This window comes from Nocardioides sp. TF02-7 (assembly GCF_022437945.1).
In the GTDB taxonomy this organism is placed as follows: domain Bacteria; phylum Actinomycetota; class Actinomycetes; order Propionibacteriales; family Nocardioidaceae; genus Nocardioides.
In genome coordinates this window covers 357871-376003 of the sequence record NZ_CP092535.1, presented here as the reverse complement: position 1 = coordinate 376003, position 18133 = coordinate 357871, and the positions used below count along the sequence as shown (strand labels likewise).

The 18133-nt window shown below is 72.0% G+C and carries 17 protein-coding genes and 2 pseudogenes; 15 read left to right on the top strand and 4 right to left on the bottom strand.

Annotated elements, in window-relative coordinates; translation table 11 throughout:
- Window positions 1–18: 18 nt before the first annotated feature.
- The 6 genes and pseudogenes from MF408_RS26490 to MF408_RS01960 all read left to right on the top strand — a co-directional run bounded on the left by MF408_RS26490 (window position 19) and on the right by MF408_RS01960 (window position 4747).
- Window positions 19–135 (top strand): VOC family protein, encoded by a 117-nt coding sequence (locus MF408_RS26490; protein WP_345893826.1) that lies wholly within the window; start codon window positions 19–21, stop codon window positions 133–135.
- Window positions 135–455, top strand: a complete 321-nt coding sequence (locus MF408_RS01980) for a VOC family protein (protein ID WP_240250055.1) — start codon at window positions 135–137, stop codon at window positions 453–455. Before MF408_RS26490 ends, MF408_RS01980 begins: the two co-directional genes overlap by 1 nt.
- A 252-nt stretch (window positions 456–707) precedes the next feature.
- Window positions 708–2472, top strand: a pseudogene (locus MF408_RS01975) (acetolactate synthase large subunit).
- 3 nt (window positions 2473–2475) lie between these two features.
- Window positions 2476–3018: an acetolactate synthase small subunit gene (gene ilvN, locus MF408_RS01970; protein WP_240250054.1), complete on the top strand. Its 543-nt coding sequence runs from the start codon at window positions 2476–2478 to the stop codon at window positions 3016–3018.
- Between the two features lie 56 nt (window positions 3019–3074).
- Window positions 3075–4103, top strand: a complete 1029-nt coding sequence (gene ilvC / locus MF408_RS01965) for a ketol-acid reductoisomerase (RefSeq protein WP_275693316.1) — start codon at window positions 3075–3077, stop codon at window positions 4101–4103.
- Window positions 4104–4240: 137 nt separating this feature from the next.
- Window positions 4241–4747 carry a GNAT family N-acetyltransferase gene (locus tag MF408_RS01960; RefSeq protein ID WP_240250053.1) on the top strand — a complete coding sequence of 169 codons (507 nt, stop codon included), beginning with the start codon at window positions 4241–4243 and terminating at the stop codon, window positions 4745–4747.
- Here MF408_RS01960 and MF408_RS26485 read toward each other — a convergent pair.
- Together MF408_RS26485 and MF408_RS26480 are read right to left on the bottom strand one after the other, a co-directional pair.
- Window positions 4740–6152, bottom strand: coding sequence for an AAA family ATPase (locus MF408_RS26485; protein ID WP_345893825.1), 1413 nt, complete (start codon window positions 6150–6152; stop codon window positions 4740–4742). The two genes, MF408_RS01960 and MF408_RS26485, sit on opposite strands and share 8 nt — an antisense overlap.
- Complete coding sequence (locus tag MF408_RS26480) at window positions 6046–6483, bottom strand: ATP-binding cassette domain-containing protein (RefSeq protein ID WP_345893824.1); 438 nt, start codon at window positions 6481–6483, stop codon at window positions 6046–6048. The genes MF408_RS26485 and MF408_RS26480 overlap by 107 nt, the downstream gene beginning before the upstream one ends.
- A gap of 130 nt (window positions 6484–6613) precedes the next feature.
- Between MF408_RS26480 and MF408_RS01950 the strand changes: the two genes are divergently transcribed.
- On the top strand, window positions 6614–7318 hold the full coding sequence (locus MF408_RS01950; RefSeq protein WP_240250052.1) for a DsbA family oxidoreductase: 705 nt from the start codon (window positions 6614–6616) through the stop codon (window positions 7316–7318).
- Here the strand turns inward: MF408_RS01950 and MF408_RS01945 are convergent.
- The gene (locus MF408_RS01945; protein ID WP_240250051.1) at window positions 7311–7862 is read right to left on the bottom strand and encodes a GNAT family N-acetyltransferase; all 552 of its coding nucleotides are present in this window, start codon (window positions 7860–7862) and stop codon (window positions 7311–7313) included. The genes MF408_RS01950 and MF408_RS01945 overlap by 8 nt on opposite strands.
- A gap of 121 nt (window positions 7863–7983) precedes the next feature.
- On the opposite strand from MF408_RS01945, the gene serA reads away from it, so the two are divergent.
- The gene (gene serA / locus MF408_RS01940; RefSeq protein ID WP_240250050.1) at window positions 7984–9573 is read left to right on the top strand and encodes a phosphoglycerate dehydrogenase; all 1590 of its coding nucleotides are present in this window, start codon (window positions 7984–7986) and stop codon (window positions 9571–9573) included.
- Between the two features lie 595 nt (window positions 9574–10168).
- Here the strand turns inward: serA and MF408_RS01935 are convergent.
- Window positions 10169–11323, bottom strand: a pseudogene (locus MF408_RS01935) (PLP-dependent aminotransferase family protein); the annotation flags it as partial.
- A 266-nt stretch (window positions 11324–11589) separates the two neighbouring features.
- Here MF408_RS01935 and MF408_RS01930 point away from each other — a divergent pair.
- The 7 genes from MF408_RS01930 (at window position 11590) to MF408_RS01900 (ending at window position 17985) form a co-directional block, all read left to right on the top strand.
- On the top strand, window positions 11590–12066 hold the full coding sequence (locus MF408_RS01930; RefSeq protein ID WP_240250049.1) for a hypothetical protein: 477 nt from the start codon (window positions 11590–11592) through the stop codon (window positions 12064–12066).
- On the top strand, window positions 12063–12227 hold the full coding sequence (locus MF408_RS01925; RefSeq protein ID WP_240250048.1) for a hypothetical protein: 165 nt from the start codon (window positions 12063–12065) through the stop codon (window positions 12225–12227). Before MF408_RS01930 ends, MF408_RS01925 begins: the two co-directional genes overlap by 4 nt.
- A gap of 92 nt (window positions 12228–12319) precedes the next feature.
- Window positions 12320–13540, top strand: a complete 1221-nt coding sequence (locus MF408_RS01920; protein ID WP_240250047.1) for a toxic anion resistance protein — start codon at window positions 12320–12322, stop codon at window positions 13538–13540.
- Window positions 13541–13547: 7 nt separating this feature from the next.
- Complete coding sequence (locus MF408_RS01915) at window positions 13548–14066, top strand: hypothetical protein (protein ID WP_240250046.1); 519 nt, start codon at window positions 13548–13550, stop codon at window positions 14064–14066.
- A complete protein-coding gene (locus MF408_RS01910; protein WP_240250045.1) occupies window positions 14063–15727 on the top strand; it encodes an AAA family ATPase in 1665 nt (554 codons plus the stop codon). The genes MF408_RS01915 and MF408_RS01910 overlap by 4 nt, the downstream gene beginning before the upstream one ends.
- A 150-nt stretch (window positions 15728–15877) precedes the next feature.
- Entirely contained in the window at window positions 15878–17014 is a 1137-nt protein-coding gene (locus tag MF408_RS01905) for a hypothetical protein (RefSeq protein WP_240250044.1), read from the top strand.
- A complete protein-coding gene (locus MF408_RS01900; RefSeq protein ID WP_240250043.1) occupies window positions 17011–17985 on the top strand; it encodes a glutamate ABC transporter substrate-binding protein in 975 nt (324 codons plus the stop codon). Before MF408_RS01905 ends, MF408_RS01900 begins: the two co-directional genes overlap by 4 nt.
- Window positions 17986–18133 lie beyond the last annotated feature (148 nt).

The following is an 18133-nucleotide window of genomic DNA, read 5'->3' as shown; positions in this document are numbered from 1 at the left end:
CCTGGCACGCTTCCGCCCATGGACCCACGGATCAGTCTCGTGACGTTGGTGGTGGCCGACGTGGAGCGCAGCAGGCGGTTCTACGTCGACGGGCTCGGGTGGCCGGCCGAGGTGCACGTGCCGGGGAGGTGCTGATGTTCCGGGTGGGGGAGCGGCTGCTGCTCTCGCTGTGGGACCGCGCCCACGCCGAGGAGGAGGTGGGGGCGGTGGCGTCCGGAGCCGGGGTGCCGCCGGTCACGCTCGCCCACAACCTCGGCACCCGCGCGCGGGTCGACGAGGTGCTGGCCGCGGCGGCGGCGGCCGGCGCCGAGCCGGTTGTGGACGCCGAGCAGCGCGAGTGGGGTGGCTACTCGGGCTACTTCGCCGACCCCGACGGCTTCCGGTGGGAGGTCGCGTGGGCGCCGGGGGCGATCAGCGACCTCGTCCTGCCGGCGGACGAGCCGCGCGAAATGTGAGACGGCCGTCCCGCCATTTGGGATCCGTGGGAGTCTCGGGGACGGCACGGCGTGCGACGGCGTACGGTGGTCCCATGCGCCAGGACCTTCTCGTACGCATCGGACGCGCCGGCTGACCCGCAGCCCCGCGCGTCCGCCCCTCGTTGCCTCGCAACCGAGGGGTTTTTGTTGTCGAGCAAGACCAGCACGCCGGGCCGGACGGATCCGGCAAGCATCACGAGACGTCATGAGATGTGAGGACACAGAAGTCGGATGAGTGAGCAGCAGCAGCGCGGTGGCAGCACGGTGACGGGAGCGCAGAGCCTGGTGAAGTCGCTCGAGGCGGCGGGCGTCACCGACATCTTCGGCATTCCCGGCGGCGCGATCCTCCCGGCGTACGACCCGCTCATGGACAGCCCGATCCGGCACGTCCTCACCCGGCACGAGCAGGGCGCCGGCCACGCCGCGCAGGGGTACGCCGCCGCGACCGGCCGGGTCGGCGTGTGCATGGCGACGTCGGGCCCGGGCGCCACCAACCTGGTGACGCCGATCGCCGACGCCCACATGGACTCGGTCCCGATGGTCGCGATCACCGGCCAGGTGGGCGTCGACCTGATCGGCACCGACGCCTTCCAGGAGGCCGACATCCGCGGCATCACGATGCCGATCACCAAGCACAACTTCCTCGTCACCGACGCCGCCGAGATCCCGCGCACCGTCGCCGAGGCGTTCCACATCGCCTCCACCGGCCGACCCGGTCCGGTGCTCGTCGACGTGGCGAAGTCGGCGCTGCAGGCCACCACCGACTTCCAGTGGCCCAGCGAGCTGCACCTGCCCGGCTACCGGCCCGTCACCCGGCCGCACGCCAAGCAGATCCGCGAGGCGGCCCGGCTCGTGCTCGAGTCCCGCAAGCCGGTGCTCTACGTCGGCGGCGGCACCATCCGGGCCGGGGCCCACCGCGAGCTGCGCACGCTCGCCGAGCTGACCGGCATCCCCGTGGTGACGACGCTGATGGCGCGCGGTGCCTTCCCCGACAGCCACCCGCAGCACCTCGGCATGCCCGGCATGCACGGCACCGTCGCGGCGGTGGCCGCCTTGCAGAAGAGCGACCTGATCATCAGCCTCGGCGCCCGCTTCGACGACCGCGTCACCGGCAACCTCGACTCGTTCGCGCCCCACGCGAAGGTCGTCCACGCCGACATCGACCCGGCCGAGATCGGCAAGAACCGCCACGCCGACGTGCCGATCGTGGGCGACGTCCGCGAGGTCCTCGTCGACCTGGTCACCGCGCTGCGCACCGAGGCCGACGCCGGCCACACCGGCGACTACGAGGGCTGGGTGCAGTTCCTCAGCGGCGTGAAGAGCAAGTACCCCGTCGGCTACGACGAGCCGGTCGACGGCGGGCTGGCGCCGCAGTACGTGCTCGAGCGGCTCGCCGCCATCGCCGGCCCCGACACGATCTTCACCGCCGGCGTCGGGCAGCACCAGATGTGGGCGGCGCACTACCTCCCGCACGAGAAGCCCAACACCTGGCTCAACTCCGGCGGCGCCGGGACCATGGGGTACGCCGTCCCGGCGGCGATGGGCGCCCAGGTCGGGATGCCCGGCTCCACGGTGTGGGCGGTCGACGGCGACGGCTGCTTCCAGATGACCAACCAGGAGCTCGCGACCTGCGCGATCAACGACATCCCGATCAAGGTCGCGGTCATCAACAACGAGTCGCTCGGCATGGTGCGGCAGTGGCAGACGCTGTTCTACAACGAGCGCTACTCCAACACCGACCTGCACTCCAAGCGGATCCCCGACTTCGTCAAGCTCGCCGACGCCTACGGCTGCGTAGGCCTCGCCTGCGAGTCGCCCTCCGACGTCGACGCCACCATCCGGAAGGCGATGGAGGTCGACGACGTCCCCGTCGTGGTCGACTTCCCGCGTCCACCGCGACGCGATGGTGTGGCCGATGGTGGCCGCCGGCACCAGCAACGACGACATCAAGTACGCCCGGGACCTGGCTCCCCAGTTCGACGAGGATGATCTGTAACCGATGGCCAAGCACACCCTCTCCGTCCTCGTCGAGGACAAGCCGGGCGTCCTGACCCGGATCGCCGGCCTGTTCAGCCGCAGGGGCTTCAACATCGAGTCCCTCGCCGTCGGGCCGACCGAGCACGCGGAGATCTCGCGGATGACGATCGTCGTCCACGTCGAGGACTCGCCGCTCGAGCAGGTCACCAAGCAGCTCAACAAGCTGGTCGAGGTGATCAAGATCGTCGAGCTCGACCCGACCGCGTCCGTGCAGCGCGAGCTGGTCCTCGTCAAGGTCGGCGCCACGCCCGAGACCCGCGGTCAGGTGCTCGACGCCGTCCAGCTGTTCAAGGCGAAGGTGATCGACGTCGCCGCCGACGCGGTCACCGTCCAGGTCGTCGGCAACTCCGGCAAGATCAACGACTTCCTACGGGTGCTCGAGCCGTTCGGCATCCGCGAGCTCGTCCAGTCCGGGATGGTCGCCATCGGCCGCGGCTCGCGGTCGATCTCCGAGCGCAGCCGCCCGGTCGCCGTACCCGTCCCGCCGCCGTCCGCGGCATCCTGACCCAGCACCGACCCCCAACCGGCCCCAGAGCCCCAACACGCAAGGAGAAGCCACCAGTGGCTGAGATGTTCTACGACGACGACGCCGACCTGTCCCTGATCCAGGGCAAGCACGTGGCGGTCATCGGCTACGGCAGCCAGGGCCACGCCCACGCGCTGTCGCTGCGCGACTCGGGCGTCGACGTCCGGATCGGCCTGCAGCCGGGCTCGCGGAGCCGGGCCAAGGCGGAGGCCGAGGGCCTCAAGGTGCTGACCCCGCGCGAGGCGGCGGAGGAGGCCGACGTCATCGTCATCCTCGCCCCCGACCAGCACCAGCGGAAGCTCTACGCCGACGAGATCGCCCCCGCGCTGGCCGCCGGCGACACCCTCGTGTTCGGCCACGGCTTCAACATCCGGTTCGGCTACATCACCCCGCCCGACGGCGTCGACGTGTTCATGGTCGCCCCGAAGGGCCCGGGCCACCTCGTCCGCCGTGAGTACGTCGACGGCCGCGGCGTCCCGGTGCTGGTCGCGGTGGAGAAGGACGAGTCCGGCAAGGCCTGGGACCTCGCCCTCTCCTACGCGAAGGGGATCGGCGGCCTCCGCGCCGGCGGCATCAAGACCACCTTCGCCGAGGAGACCGAGACCGACCTGTTCGGCGAGCAGGCCGTCCTCTGCGGCGGCGCCTCCCAGCTGGTGATGTACGGCTTCGAGACCCTCATCGAGGCGGGCTACCAGCCCGAGGTCGCCTACTTCGAGTGCCTGCACGAGCTCAAGCTGATCGTCGACCTGATGTACGAGGGCGGCATCGCCAAGCAGCGCTGGTCGGTGTCCGACACCGCCGAGTACGGCGACTACGTCTCCGGTCCCCGGGTGATCACGCCCGAGGTGAAGGAGAACATGAAGGCCGTCCTCGCCGACATCGTCGACGGGAAGTTCGCCCAGCGGTTCATCGACGACCAGGACGCCGGCGCGCCCGAGTTCGCCGAGCTCCGCAAGAAGGGCGAGCAGCACCCGATCGAGCAGACCGGCCGCGAGCTGCGCAAGCTGATGGCCTGGGTGAAGTCCCACGACTCCGACTACGTCGAGGGCACCGCGGCCCGCTGACCGAGGCGCCTGCTGACCCAGCGTCGTACGACGCCCCCGGCCGACCGGCCGGGGGCGTCGTTGCGCTTCTCCTCCCGGAGGACGAAGCTCGTGCGATCGGCTGCGCCGGGGGCCGGTGGGCGCTTAGCGTCCTGCTCGTGACCGAGAACCCCTGGCTGCCCGCCGACTGGCAGCACCCGACCCGCGTCGAGCTCCCCACCGGCCACCACCTGCGGCCGATCCATCCCGACGACACCGGGCTCGACATGCCCGCGGTGATGGGTTCCCGCGAGCGGCTGTGGGCGATCTACGGCGAGGCGTGGAGCTGGCCGCCAGCCGACATGACCGCCGAGCAGGACCGCGAGGACCTGCAGCACCACTGGGACGAGATCCTGGCCCACGAGTCGTTCAACTACGCGCTGTTCGACGCCGAGGAGACCGAGCTGATCGGCTGCGTCTACATCGACCCGACCGACAAGGCGGGGGCCGACGCCGACATCTCCTGGTGGGTGCGCGACGAGTACGTCGGCACCGACGTCGAGGCGGCCCTGGACGCACTCGTGCCCACGTGGATCGCGGACGACTGGCCGTTGCGGGCCCCGAGGTACGTCGGTCGCGATCTCACGTGGGCGGAGTGGTTGGCGATCCCCCGATCGGCTACTTGATCTCGGCGCGCATCAGCACGCGCAGGCCGACTGCGAGCGGGACGACCAGCCAGATCAGGGACGTGACGCCCAGCTGGGCCCACATCTCGCCGGTCATCTCGCTGTCGAAGAGCCGGGTCGACGCCCAGTTGAGGTCGAACCACGCGCCGTTCTCGCTCCACCAGTCGGTGGTGCTGGCCAGCGCGCTGGAGATGCCGGGCAGGACCAGCGCGTAGACGAAGTAGCCCACGATCGCGGCAGGCGAGCTGCGGAACAGCACGCCGAGCATGAAGCCCATCAGCATGCCCACCTCGTTGGCGAGGATGATCTGGGCGAACTCCGTGACGCCGACGTCCCACGTCGTGGCGACGTCCGCGATCGCCGTACCCACGAGGTTGCCGACCGCGCCGACCAGGCCGGCGACCAGCATCGCCACCGCGCCCACGGCGACGACGACCAGCGCCTTGGCGCCGATGACGCGGCTGCGGCTCGGGACGAGGGTGAACGTCGTGAGCGCGCTGCGCTGGCTCCACTCGCTCGAGACCGCGAGGACGGCGATCATCGGCAGGATCACCGACATCGGGGCGCCGATCGCCGCGGCGAACGTCTCGAAGGTCAGCTCGTCGTCCGGGGCGAAGATGATCGCGGCGCCGGTGGCGACGACGCTGAGGATGACGATGCTCGCCATCAGCCAGAAGCCGGACCGGGTGTCGAACATCTTGCGCAGCTCGACGCCGAGGACCCGGGTGAACGGGATCGGCGCCGGGACGGCGCGCTTGTCGGGGCGGGCCACCGTGGTGGTGGCGGTGGCCTCCAGGGTCGTGGCGGTCATGCCGCTGCTCCTTCGTCGGTCTGCGTGGTCAGGGGTGGTCTGCTCGCGCTGGCTCTCGGCGGTCAGCTCGAGGAACATCTCCTCCAGGCCGGCGCCGTCGGCCGTCCGGAGCTCGGTGATGGCGACCCCGGCCGCGAACGCGACCCGGCCGACGGTGGCGAGGTCGGCGTCGGTGAACACCGCGCCGTCGGCGACGGAGGAGGTGAGGCCCGCCGCCTCGAGTGCCGCCACCAGCGCCGCGTTGTCGGTCGCCCTGGCGAGCACGCCGGCGCTCGCCAGCAGCTCCTCCTTGGTGCCGCCGGCGACGATCCGGCCGTTGCCGATGACGACGATGTCGTCGGCGATGACCTCGATCTCGTGGAGCAGGTGCGACGAGAGCAGCACCGTGCCGCCCTCGTCGGCGAAGCCGCGCAGCAGGTCGCGCATCCAGCGGATGCCGGCCGGGTCGAGGCCGTTGGCCGGCTCGTCGAGGATCAGCACCTCGGGGTCACCGAGGAGCGCGGTGGCGATGCCGAGCCGCTGGCGCATGCCGAGGGAGTAGTTCCGCACCCGGCGGCCGGCCTCCTCGTCGGTCAGGCCGACCCGCGTGATCATCGCGCCGACCCGACCCTTGGGCAGGCCCATGGTGCGCGCGGCGATGGTGAGGATCTCGCGGCCGGTGCGGCCGGCGTGCTGGGCGGACGCGTCGAGGAGGACCCCCGACCTCGCGACCGGGGTTGGGCAGGTCGGCGAACCGCCGACCGAGCACCCGGACGCTGCCGGAGCTCGGCTCGGTGAGACCGACCATCACGCGCATCGTGGTGGACTTGCCGGCGCCGTTGGGACCGAGGAAGCCGGTGACCCGGCCCGGCTCGGCCGTGAACGTGACGTTGTCGACGGCGGCGTAGGCGCCGTACCTCTTGGTCAGTGACTCGATGGTGATCATGGCGAGGAGCCTGCTCCCCGGAGGACCCTCGGCGCTTCCGGCACGTCCCCGGAACCGTCCCTGAGCGGAACCCCGAGACGGCTCAGGGACAGGAGGGGAAGCAACCAGGGTCGCCGGGTGTTGGTCCGGCATGCGCATCGACATCTGGTCCGACGTGGTCTGCCCGTGGTGCTACATCGGCAAGCGCCGCCTCGAGCGGGCGCTGGCCGACTTCCCGCACCGCGACCAGGTGGAGGTCGTCTACCACTCGTTCCTGCTCGACCCCGGCGCCCCGACGGAGGCGACCGAGACGGCCCGGGAGATGCTCGCGCGCAAGTACCGCCTCTCCCCGGCGCAGGCCGCCGAGGCGCAGAGCCGCGTCATCATGCTCGCCGCCGAGGAGGGCATGCACTGGCGGCACGAGGAGTCGCCGTACGTCGGCACCGTCGACGCCCACCGCCTGCTCCACCTCGCGCTGGACCAGGGCCGCCAGGCGGAGCTGAAGGAGGCGCTGCTGCACGCCTACTTCGCCGAGGCGCGCAACGTCGCCGACCACGCGGTGCTGCGCGAGGTCGCCCTCGCGGCCGGGCTCGACGCCGCCCGGGTCGACGCCGTGCTCGCCGGCGACCACTACGCCGACGCCGTCGAGGCCGACATCGCCCAGGCCGGCGCCTACGGCGCGACCGGCGTCCCGTTCTTCGTCGTCGACCGCAAGTACGGCGTCTCCGGCGCCCAGCCGGCCGAGGTCTTCGCCCAGCTGCTCGACCGCGCGTGGACGGAGAGCCACCCCGTCCTCGAGACCGTCCCCGGCGCCACCGACGCCGACGCCTGCGGCCCCGACGGCTGCCCTATCTGACGGCGTGCTCGTCGCGGGTGATGACGTAGTGCTCCGACGGGCCGTCGTACCAGCGGTGGACCACGCCCTGGTGGCGCATGCCGAGCTTGCGGCAGACGTTCTGGGAGGGGGCGTTGCCGAGGTGGGTGACGGCGTGGATCTCGGGCAGGCCGTGCGCGAAGCCGTGCCGCAGCACGGCCTCGGCGGCCTCCGTCGCATAGCCGTGGCCCCAGCTGTCGGGGTGGAGGTGCCAGCCGATCTCGACCTCGCCGGCGTCGGCGTGGGGGAGGGTGAGCAGCAGCACCGTCCCCGCGACCTGCCCGGTCGCGGCGACCTCGACGGCCCAGACCCCGAGCGGGGCGACCGCGCTCCGCTCGGCGTACCGCTGGATCCGGTCGCGCGCCTCCGCGACGTCCTGCATCAGCCGGACCTCACCGTCACCGAGCCACTTCATGACCTCCATCCGGCCGAGGATGTCGAGCAGCCGCTCCGCCTCCTCCAGCCGCCAGGGGCGGATGACGAGCCGGTCGGTCGCGAGGTGGAGCGCGGTCATGGTGACCAGCATGCCGCCCGACCGCCGAGCCGTGACACAAGTTCGTAACACGCGGCCGGGTCTAGTACGGTGAGGGCCACGCACAGCGTCGTGCACCTCTCACCCGCACGAACCCTCGTGAAGGATCATCGCTGTGACTGACCGTCCCGTCGTCCTCATCGCCGAAGAGCTCAGCCCCGCCACCGTCGAGGCGCTCGGGCCCGACTTCGAGATCCGGCACTGCAACGGCGCCGACCGCGGCGAGCTGCTGCCGGCGATCGCCGACGTGGATGCGATCCTCGTCCGGTCCGCGACCAAGGTCGACGCCGAGGCGCTGGGCGACGCGCAGCGGCTCAAGGTGGTCGCGCGCGCCGGGGTCGGCCTCGACAACGTCGACGTGAAGGCCGCGACCCAGGCCGGCGTGATGGTCGTCAACGCTCCGACCTCCAACATCGTGTCGGCCGCCGAGCTGGCCGTCGCGCTGATGCTCGCCGCCGCCCGCAACGTCTCGCCGGCGCACGCCGCGCTCAAGAACGGCGAGTGGAAGCGGTCGAAGTACACCGGCATCGAGCTCTACGAGAAGACCGTCGGCATCGTCGGCCTCGGCCGGATCGGCGTCCTCGTCGCGCAGCGGCTCAGCGCCTTCGGCATGAACGTCATCGCCTACGACCCCTACGTGCAGGCGGGTCGTGCCGCCCAGATGGGCGTCCGGCTGGTCGACCTCGACACGCTGCTCGCCGAGGCCGACTTCATGTCGGTGCACCTGCCCAAGACGCCGGAGACGATCGGCCTGATCGGGGCCGAGGAGCTGGCGAAGGCCAAGCCGTCGCTGGTGCTGGTCAACGCCGCGCGCGGCGGCATCGTCGACGAGGCGGCGCTCTACGACGCGCTCAAGACCGGGCGGATCGCGGCGGCCGGCCTCGACGTGTTCGCCAAGGAGCCGTGCACCGACAGCCCGCTGTTCGAGCTGGAGAACGTCGTCGCCACGCCGCACCTCGGCGCCTCGACCGACGAGGCGCAGGAGAAGGCCGGCATCGCGGTGGCCCGGTCGGTGCGGCTCGCGCTGTCGGGCGAGCTGGTGCCCGACGCCGTCAACGTCCAGGGCGGCGTGATCGCCGAGGACGTGCGGCCCGGCATCCCGCTCACCGAGAAGCTCGGCCAGGTGTTCACCGGTGTCGCCGGCGAGGTGGCCCAGCAGCTCGACGTCGAGGTGCGCGGCGAGATCACCGAGCACGACGTCAAGGTGCTCGAGCTCGCGGCCCTCAAGGGTGTCTTCAGCAGCGTGGTCGAGGACCAGGTGTCCTACGTCAACGCGCCGCTCCTGGCTGCCGAGCGCGGCACCGCCGTACGCCTGGTGACCGACGCCGACAGCCCCGACCACCGCAACGTCATCACGCTGCGCGGCACCCTCGCCGACGGCTCGCAGGTGTCGGTCAGCGGCACGCTCGTCGGGATCCACCAGCGCGAGCGGCTGGTCGAGGTCAACGGCTACGACATCGACATCGAGCCCACCGACCACCTGGCGTTCTTCACCTACGTCGACCGCCCGGGCATGGTCGGCACCGTCGGCCGGGTGCTCGGCGACGCCGGCGTCAACATCGCCGGCATGCAGGTCTCGCGCGACACCAAGGGCGGCCAGGCCCTCGTCGCGCTCTCGGTCGACTCCGCCATCGCCGCGGAGACCCTCGCCGAGATCGAGACCGCCATCGACGCCACCACGATCCGCGCCGTCGACCTGGTCTGAACCCCCGCGCCGCGGCGTCGAATCGGGCCTCGTGGTGTGTTGAATCGGGCCTCGTGGTTGGTCGAATCGGGCCTCGTGGTGTGTTGAATCCGGCCTCGTGGTTGGCGAATCGGGCCTCGTGGTGTGTTGAATCCGGCCTCGTGGTTCCTTGAATCGGGCCTCGTGGTGACGGAACCTGACCAACACGCCACGACACCGGACTCGGCGCGCCACAACACCCGATTCGACCAACCACAACACCCGATTCGACGCGCCACAACACCCGATTCAACCCACCACAACACCCGATTCGACGGGTCAGGCGACGAGCACGCTGCCCCGGCGGGGGCGGTCGGTGGTGAGGCCGGGGGCGCCGCGGTCCTCGAGGGCCTGCCATGCGGCGGCGACCCGGCGGACTGCCTCCTCGAGGTCGGCCGCGGGATGGGTGTAGGGGATCCGGACGTAGTGGTCGAGGCCGCCCTCGGGGGCGAACGCCGGGCCGGGCGGCAGCAGGACCCCGTGCCGCTCGGCCTCCACCGAGAGCGCGACCGCGCCGGCGTGGGGGGAGCCGGCACCACAGGGCCATCCCCCCGGCGGGCACCCGGAACGTCCAGTCGGGCAGGTCGCGGCGCAGAGCGGCGACGAGCACGTCGCGCTGCTCGACCAGCCGCTGCCGGTGGGCCGCGAGCAGCGGCTCGATCCCGTCGCGCAGCAGCCGGGTCAGCACCAGCTGCTCGAGCACCGGAGCGCCGAGGTCGAGCCCCACCCGCGCCCGGGTCAGGCGGTCGACGAGGGGGAGCGGCGACCGGATCCAGCCGAGCCGCAGCCCGCCCCACACGCTCTTGCTGGCGCTGCCGACGGTGACGGCGTCCTTGGCATGGACGCCGAAAGGTCGCTCGTCGGCGCCGCCGTCGAGCCGGAGCAGGTGGTGGGCCTCGTCGACGACCGGCACCGCGCCGTGGTCGGCCAGCAGCCGCGCGTACGACGCCCGCTGCTCGGCCGGCATCACCAGGCCGGTCGGGTTGTGGAAGTCGGGCATCACGTGCACCAGCCGCGGCCTGCGGCGCGCCACCACGCCGGCGACCGCCTCGAGGTCCCAGCCCTCCCCGTCGAGCGCGATCGTCACGAGCCGGCCGCCGCCGGTGCGGAGGGCCTGGACGGCGTTGGGGTAGGTCGGCGACTCAACGAGCACCCGCTCCCGCGGCCCGGCGAGCGCCGCGCCGACCACCGCGGTCGCCGCCAGGGCGCCCGCGGTGACGATCACCTGCTCGGGGCGCGTCGGCAGTCCCCGGGCGTCGTACGTCGCGGCGATCGCGGCCTGCAGCTCGGGGTGGCCCGCGGGGTAGTAGCCGTGGCTGCCGAGGTAGGCGGGCAGCTCGGCCGCGGCCTCGGCGTAGGCCGCCGCCACGCCCGGCGGCGCCGTGGCCGCCGCGCACACCAGGTCGATCACGCCGCCCCGCACGTCGCTCGGCCACAGCGCCCGGTCGTGGGCGCGGGTGGGCCCGCCGGGCAGCCGGGTGAACGTCCCGGACCCCTGCCGCGCCTCGGCGTACGCCGTCTCCCGCAGCTGGGCGTACGCCCGGGTGACCGTCGTCCGTGAGACCCCGAGGGCGGTGGTGAGGTCGCGCTCGCTCGGCAGCCGGGTGCCGTAGCCGATGCGGCCGTCGCCGATCAGCTCGCGCAGCGCGGCGGCGAGGCCGGCGTACGCCGGCGACCGGTCGAAGTCGCCGACGAGCGTCGCGACCCGGGCAGCGGAAATGGACTGCTCCATGCAGGCCAGTAGATCACGATTGGCTCTTCATCGACAGTCCAATCCGGAGCAGGCTTGCACCGTGACCACCGCTCCCGCCGCCGCCCGCCCCGCCGTCCTCGCCGACCTGGGCCCGGTGGCCCAGCTCCGCGCCGGACGGCTCGGACGGCGACTGCCGCAGCTGACCCTCGGCCTCGTCCTCTACGGCGTCAGCCTCGGCATGATGGTGCGCGGCGACATCGGCCTCGCCCCCCTGGGACGTCCTGCACTCCGGCCTGATCCGGCACGTGCCGATCACGCTCGGCCAGGCGGTCGTCCTGATGAGCTTCGTGGTGCTCCTCCTCTGGATCCCGCTCCGCGAGGTGCCCGGTCTCGGCACCATCGGCAACGCGGTCCTGGTCGGGCTCTCCGCCGACGCCACTCTCTGGCTGCTCGACGAGCCGACGGCGATGGCGGCGCGGGTCGCGCTGATGGTCGGGGGCGTGCTGCTGTGCGGCCTCGCGACCGGGATGTACATCGGCGCCCAGCTCGGCCGGGGGCCGCGGGACGGGTTGATGACCGGTCTGCACCGGCGCACCGGGCTGTCGCTGCGCCTGGTCCGTACGGCGATCGAGGTGGGCGTCGTCCTCGTCGGCCTGGTGCTCGGCGGGGTCCTCGGCATCGGCACCGTGCTCTACGCCCTCGCGATCGGTCCGCTCACCCAGCTCGCGCTCCCGTGGTTCCTCGTCGACCTGGAGCCGCCCACACCCGTGGACGCGCCATGACCGCGGCGTTCGTGCTGGTCGGCCTCGTCGTGCTGGTCGTCGTCGCTGCGGCCGTCGGCGTGGCGCGCGAGGTCCGCGACGACCGGCCCTCCCGGCCACCGCGCTCGCGGTACGTCGACCCGGCGTTCCTGCCGCCACCGGACCGCGGGATGCGGCAGTGAGCGGCCCGACGTCGTGGATCTCCCTGAGCCTTCCCCTGATTTGCACCGCCGACCGTGCATGCGGCCGCTGCTGAGTGGATAGTCTCGGGGCCATGACCACCGATGGCTCCGCCGGTCAGCCGGCCCCCCTCGCCCCGCCCGAGCCCGTGCTCACGCTGACCGCGCCCGAGCCGCCGAAGCCGGTCGCCGAGACGCAGGCGCCCAAGATGGCGCCCCAGGTCCAGCCGGAGCAGGTGCCCGAGCTCGACGCGAAGGTCGACAGCTTCCTCGCCTCCCTCGACAGCACCGCGGTGGGCTCGCCGGAGTTCGCCAAGACGGCGGAGAACGTCCGCACGATGGGCGACGCCGACATCCGGAAGGCCGCCGAGACGTCCAACCGGATGCTCGACAAGCCGGTCACCGCCCTCAAGGAGGGCGGCATCTCCGAGGGGTCCACGGTCGGCAAGACCCTGCTCCAGCTGCGCCGCACGGTCGAGGACCTCGACCCGAGCCAGGCCAAGGGCACCAAGCGGTTCTGGAACATGCTCCCGTTCAACGACAAGATCGAGGACTACTTCCGCAAGTACCAGAGCGCCCAGAGCCAGCTCAACGGCATCCTGCACTCCCTGCGCAACGGCCAGGACGAGCTGCAGAAGGACAACGTCGCGCTCAACCTCGAGAAGTCGAACCTGTGGGCGGTGATGGGACGGCTCAACCAGTACGTCTACGTCGCCGAGCGGCTCGACGCCAAGCTCTCCGCCAGGATCGCCGAGCTCGAGCTCAGCGACCCCGAGCAGGCCAAGACGCTGAGCCAGGACGTGCTGTTCTACGTCCGGCAGAAGCACCAGGACCTGCTCACCCAGCTGGCGGTGTCGATCCAGGCCTACCTGGCGATCGACATCATCATCAAGAACAACATCGAGCTCATCAAGGGCGTCGACCGAGCGACGACCACCACGATCTCCGCCCTGCGCACCGCCGTCATCGTGGCGCAGGCGCTGAGCAACCAGAAGCTCGTGCTCGACCAGATCACCGCGCTCAACACGACGACGTCGAACATGATCCAGAAGACGTCGGAGATGCTCCGCGACAACTCCGCGCGGATCCAGGAGCAGGCGGCGTCGTCGACGATCGGGATGGAGCAGCTGCAGGCGGCGTTCAGCAACATCTACCAGACCATGGACTCCATCGACGAGTTCAAGCTCAAGGCCCTCGACTCGATGGCCACGACGATCGGTGTCCTCGAGACCGAGGTCGAGAAGTCCAAGACCTACCTCGACCGCGTCCAGCGGCACGACCAGCGCAACGCCGCCGGCACGCTCGACATCGGCTGAGGCACGAGTGGGCCTCAAGTCGTGGTGGAAGCGGACGGTGGGGGGCGGCGACGACGGGCCTGATGTCGCGCCCGCGCCGGGGCCGCCGACCGAGCAGGACATCCTCGCCGCCCTCAACCGCGTCAACGCGATGCTGCGCGAGGGCAACGCGCCCCCGGTGGTGGTCTCGCGGGTGGTCCGCATCGCTCGCACCATCCACCAGACGTTGCCGCGGATCCGCAACCTCGGCCTCGGCAGCCAGGGAGAGCTACAGCGTCGTCGCCACCGCCACCGACTACCTCCCCGAGGCCGTCGGTGGCTACCTCCGGCTGCCCCGCGAGTGGGCGGACACGCGCCCGGTGGAGGGCGGCAAGACCTCGCTGATGCTGCTCATCGAGCAGCTCGAGCTGCTCGCGGTGACGATGGACAAGATCTTCGACGCCGCCAACCGCGCCGACGCCCAGGAGCTGATCGCGCACGGGCAGTTCCTCGACACCAAGTTCGGCCACCCGCCGGGTGGCCACGACCTGTCCCTGGGGGCTCGTGAGCACGAGCAGTACGACGGACCTCGCCGCCGCGCTCGACCAGCTGGTCGCCGCGGCGCGGGCCGCCGGCGCCGACGAGGCCGCCGCCCGGGCCGAGGGCGAGGCGCTCGCCGCGACCGTCGCGCGGCCCAACAAGGGCGCGTTCGTCGCGTGGGGCGAGCAGACCGGCAACGGCGGCGGGGCCGAGGCGTTCTTCGACGCCGCGTCCCGCGGCGGCCGGTTCCGCGCCGGGCCCACCCCGGTGATGGCCCAGCTCTCGCTGGAGCGCTCCGGCCACGCCCCGGCGTACGCCCAGGCCCTCGGCGAGGTCGCGCTCGCCGCGACCCTCCTCGGCCAGCCCGACCCGCAGGCCATCGGCAACGCCACCATGGCCACCGCGGCACAGCTGGGTGAGGCGCCCGTCCCGACCTCCGCCACGCCGGGGGCGTTCGACCTGCCCGCGCGCGAGCCGGTCGCCGGCGTGGGAGACGAGATGCTCGAGCAGGTGCGGCGGATGGGCGACCAGGTGCGGCGGCAGCTGGCGGCGCTGCAGGGCGGGGTTCGGGATGTCTCGGGCGCCACTGACCCTGTGTCCGACCCGCCGCCGTCGTTCCCGCCTGCCCTGCACGACGCGCCCCCCGGCGTCGACCCGTCGCAAACCTCCGGCGGGGCGGATCGGGTGCCGGAGCCGAGTGAGCCGCGGGGGGTGCCGGAGGTCTCCGACGGGTCGGCGGGTGCCCAGGCGGACCAGGAGCCCGAGGAGCCGACGAAGACGGTCGAGGAGCTGCTCGCCGAGCTGGACGCGCTGATCGGGCTGAAGGACGTCAAGGCGGAGATCCACCGGCAGGCCGCGGTGCTGCGGATCGAGGGGCTCCGCAAGGCGCAGGGGCTCGAGACGCCGACGATCACCCGGCACCTGGTGTTCAACGGCAACCCGGGCACCGGGAAGACGACCGTCGCCCGCCTGGTCGCGGGGATCTACCGGGCGCTCGGGCTGCTCTCCAAGGGCCAGCTGGTGGAGGTCGACCGGTCCGAGCTGGTCGCCGGCTACCTGGGGCAGACCGCGCAGAAGACCGCCGAGGTCGTGAAGTCGGCCGAGGGCGGCGTGCTCTTCATCGACGAGGCCTACTCGCTCTCCGGCGACCAGTACGGCAAGGAGGCGATCGACACCCTCGTCAAGGAGATGGAGGACAAGCGCGACGACCTCGTCGTCATCGTCGCCGGCTACCCGCTGCCGATGGCGATCTTCATCTCCGAGAACCCCGGCCTCGAGAGCCGGTTCCGCACCACCATCGACTTCGACGACTACACCGACGACGAGCTGGTCGCGATCTTCGGGCTGATGGCGAAGGGCGCCGACTACGACGCCGGCGACGACGTCGTCGAGCGGCTCCGGGAGATCCTGGCCGACGTCGAGCGGGGGCCGTCGTTCGGAAACGCCCGCTACGTGCGCAACCTGCTCGAGGCGGCGATCGGCCACCACGCCTGGCGGCTGCGCGAGGTCGCCGAGCCGACGCTGGAGCAGCTGCGCACCCTGTCGCCCGACGACCTCGTCGTCCCCGAGGACGACGTGGAGGACGACCTGGAGGACGACCCGGTCGCCGAGGACGGGACCCTGGTGCCGCCGGCCGACGCGCCCGACCCCGGCCTGGTCGACCTTCCCGGGGAGGAGGCCCAACCGTGAGCCAGTCCGCGACCGCGCCGAGCCCCCGCACCGGCGGCGCCGAGCCCGACGCCGGCCACCGCGCCCGCCGCCCGACCCGCAGCGGGCGGCCAGCCTGCGCCGCAGCGCGTCGACACGCCCAAGCTGCTCAACCGGCTCCAGCTCGTGGGCATGACCACGGTCCTGCTGTTCGGCGTGCTCAGCGCCCTCGTCCAGTTCTGGTCGTGGCAGTCCGACGGCCGAGCCGCCGACGACACCGAGCAACTGGTTCTGGTGCAGGAGATCCAGTCGTCGCTGCTCCGCGCCGACGCACTCGCGACCAACGCATTCCTCGCCGGGGCCAACGCCGAGGGCGACCAGCAGGAGGAGTACGACGCCGCGGTCGCGAGCGTCTTCGCGCACATCGCCGAGGCGGCCGAGGCGCAGTCGGCAGACCGCGAGGCGCTGGCCGCGCTCAACGTCGCGGTCAACGACTACGCCACTGCCGTGGCGGAGGCGCGGGTCAACAACCGGCAGGGTTTCCCGGTCGGCGCCGAGTACCTCAACCTCGCCAGTGAGGGTCTCCGTGCTGACGCGATCCCGATCCTCGCGAACCTGGCCGAGGCCAACGGGGAGCGTGCCGAGGATGCCATGGGCGGTCAGCAGCCGGTCTGGCTCGTCCTGATCGGCATCGCTGCGCTGGTGGTCCTCGTCCGCGTCAACCAAGTGCTCGCCCGGCAGTTCCGGCGGCGGATCAACGTCGGCGTCGCCGTCGCGGCCCTCGTGGTCCTCCTCACGACCGTGGTCAGCGCGGCGGCCGCGGCGCGTGGAAGCGACCAGAACGACGACCTCCTCGGCGACGAGCTGCGGTCGGCGGTCGACCAGGCGGCCGCCCGCACCGCGGCCAACGACGCCAAGGCCAACGAGAGCCTCAGACTCATCAAGCGCGGGTCGGGGGAGGTGTTCGAGGCGCCGTGGCGGGAGTCCGCCGCTGTGGTCGAGGACCGCGCCGCCGAGGAGACGCTCGACGAGTGGGCGGCGTACGCCGAGAGCCATGCCGAGATCGTGGCCCTCGACGACGAGGACCGGTGGTTGCTCGCGCGCGAGATCGCCATCGGGGACGGCGAGGACGACTCGACCCGGCGCTTCGCGGCGTTCGACGACGCCTCGGACGCGCTGGTCGGCGAGATGGCCGAAACGACGACCGAGGCCCTGCGATCGGGCCGCGGCTTCGCGCTCGCGGGCAGCCTGCTGACGCTGGCCCTCGGGTTCGTCGCGGCAGTGGCGGTGGCGCGGGGCATCGGCGCCCGACGGAGGGAGTACGCATGAGGCCTTCCATGGGGCTCGCGGCACTGACGGCGGTGGTCGCCCTGGTCGCGGGCGGCTGCGGCTACGACGCCACGCCAGTGCCCGAGGCGGCCCCCGAGCCTGCGTACGAGCCCGCCGACCCGCCGACGTGCGAGACGACCGACTCCGACCTCGCGTCCTACGACCCTGCCGACGCCGATCCTTCCTCGGGAAAGGTGGACGAGATCCGCGAACGCGGGCGGCTCATCGTCGGAGTCTCGGCGGACACGTACCTGATGGGTTACCGCAACCCGGAGAACAACCGGATCGAGGGCTTCGACATCGACTTCGCCCGCGCGATCGGCGCGGCGATCTTCCCCAACTTCAACGCCGGCCGCGACCTCCACATCCGGGTGATCAACTCGGGTCAGCGCATCGAGCTGCTGGAGAACGGGGAGCTCGACCTGGTGATCCGGAACTTCACGGTCAACTGCGCCCGGTGGGAGACCATCGCGTTCTCGCAGGTCTACTACGAGGCGACCCAGAAGGTGCTGGTGCGCAAGGAGCTCGACGACGGAGACGAGGACAACGGGGAGTACCACGGCCTCGAGGACCTCGCCGGCAAGAAGGTCTGCGCCCCGAATCCGTCGACCAGCCTCGACAACATCCAGGAACGGCAGCCGGAGGCGGAGCTCGTGCCCGCTGGCAACCACACCGGCTGCCTGGTCAAGTTCCAGCGCGGCGAGGTCGACGCGATCACCGGCGACGACACGGTGCTGGCCGGCCTTGCGGCACAGGACCCGTCGGCCGTCGTTCCTGAGCAGCAGCCGATCAGCGAGGAGCCCTACGGGATCGGCGCCAACGCGGACGACGAGGACCTGGTCGCGTTCGTCAACTCCGTGCTCGAGGACATGCGCAACGGCACCTGGCAGCGGTCCTACCGCAAGTGGCTGCGGCCCCACCTCGGCGTCGACGCCACCCAGCCGCGGCCCGTCACGCCGTACCGGAGCTGACGCCGCCCGATGACCACCGCACCCACCGCCCCCGGCCGGCTCGGCGAGGCGCTCGACCCGGCAGAGGCGCAGCGCTACCTCACCGAGCTCGACGCCTGGCTGCGCACCCGGCAGGACGAGCTGGCCGAGCTCGACCGCGCCGCGCTGG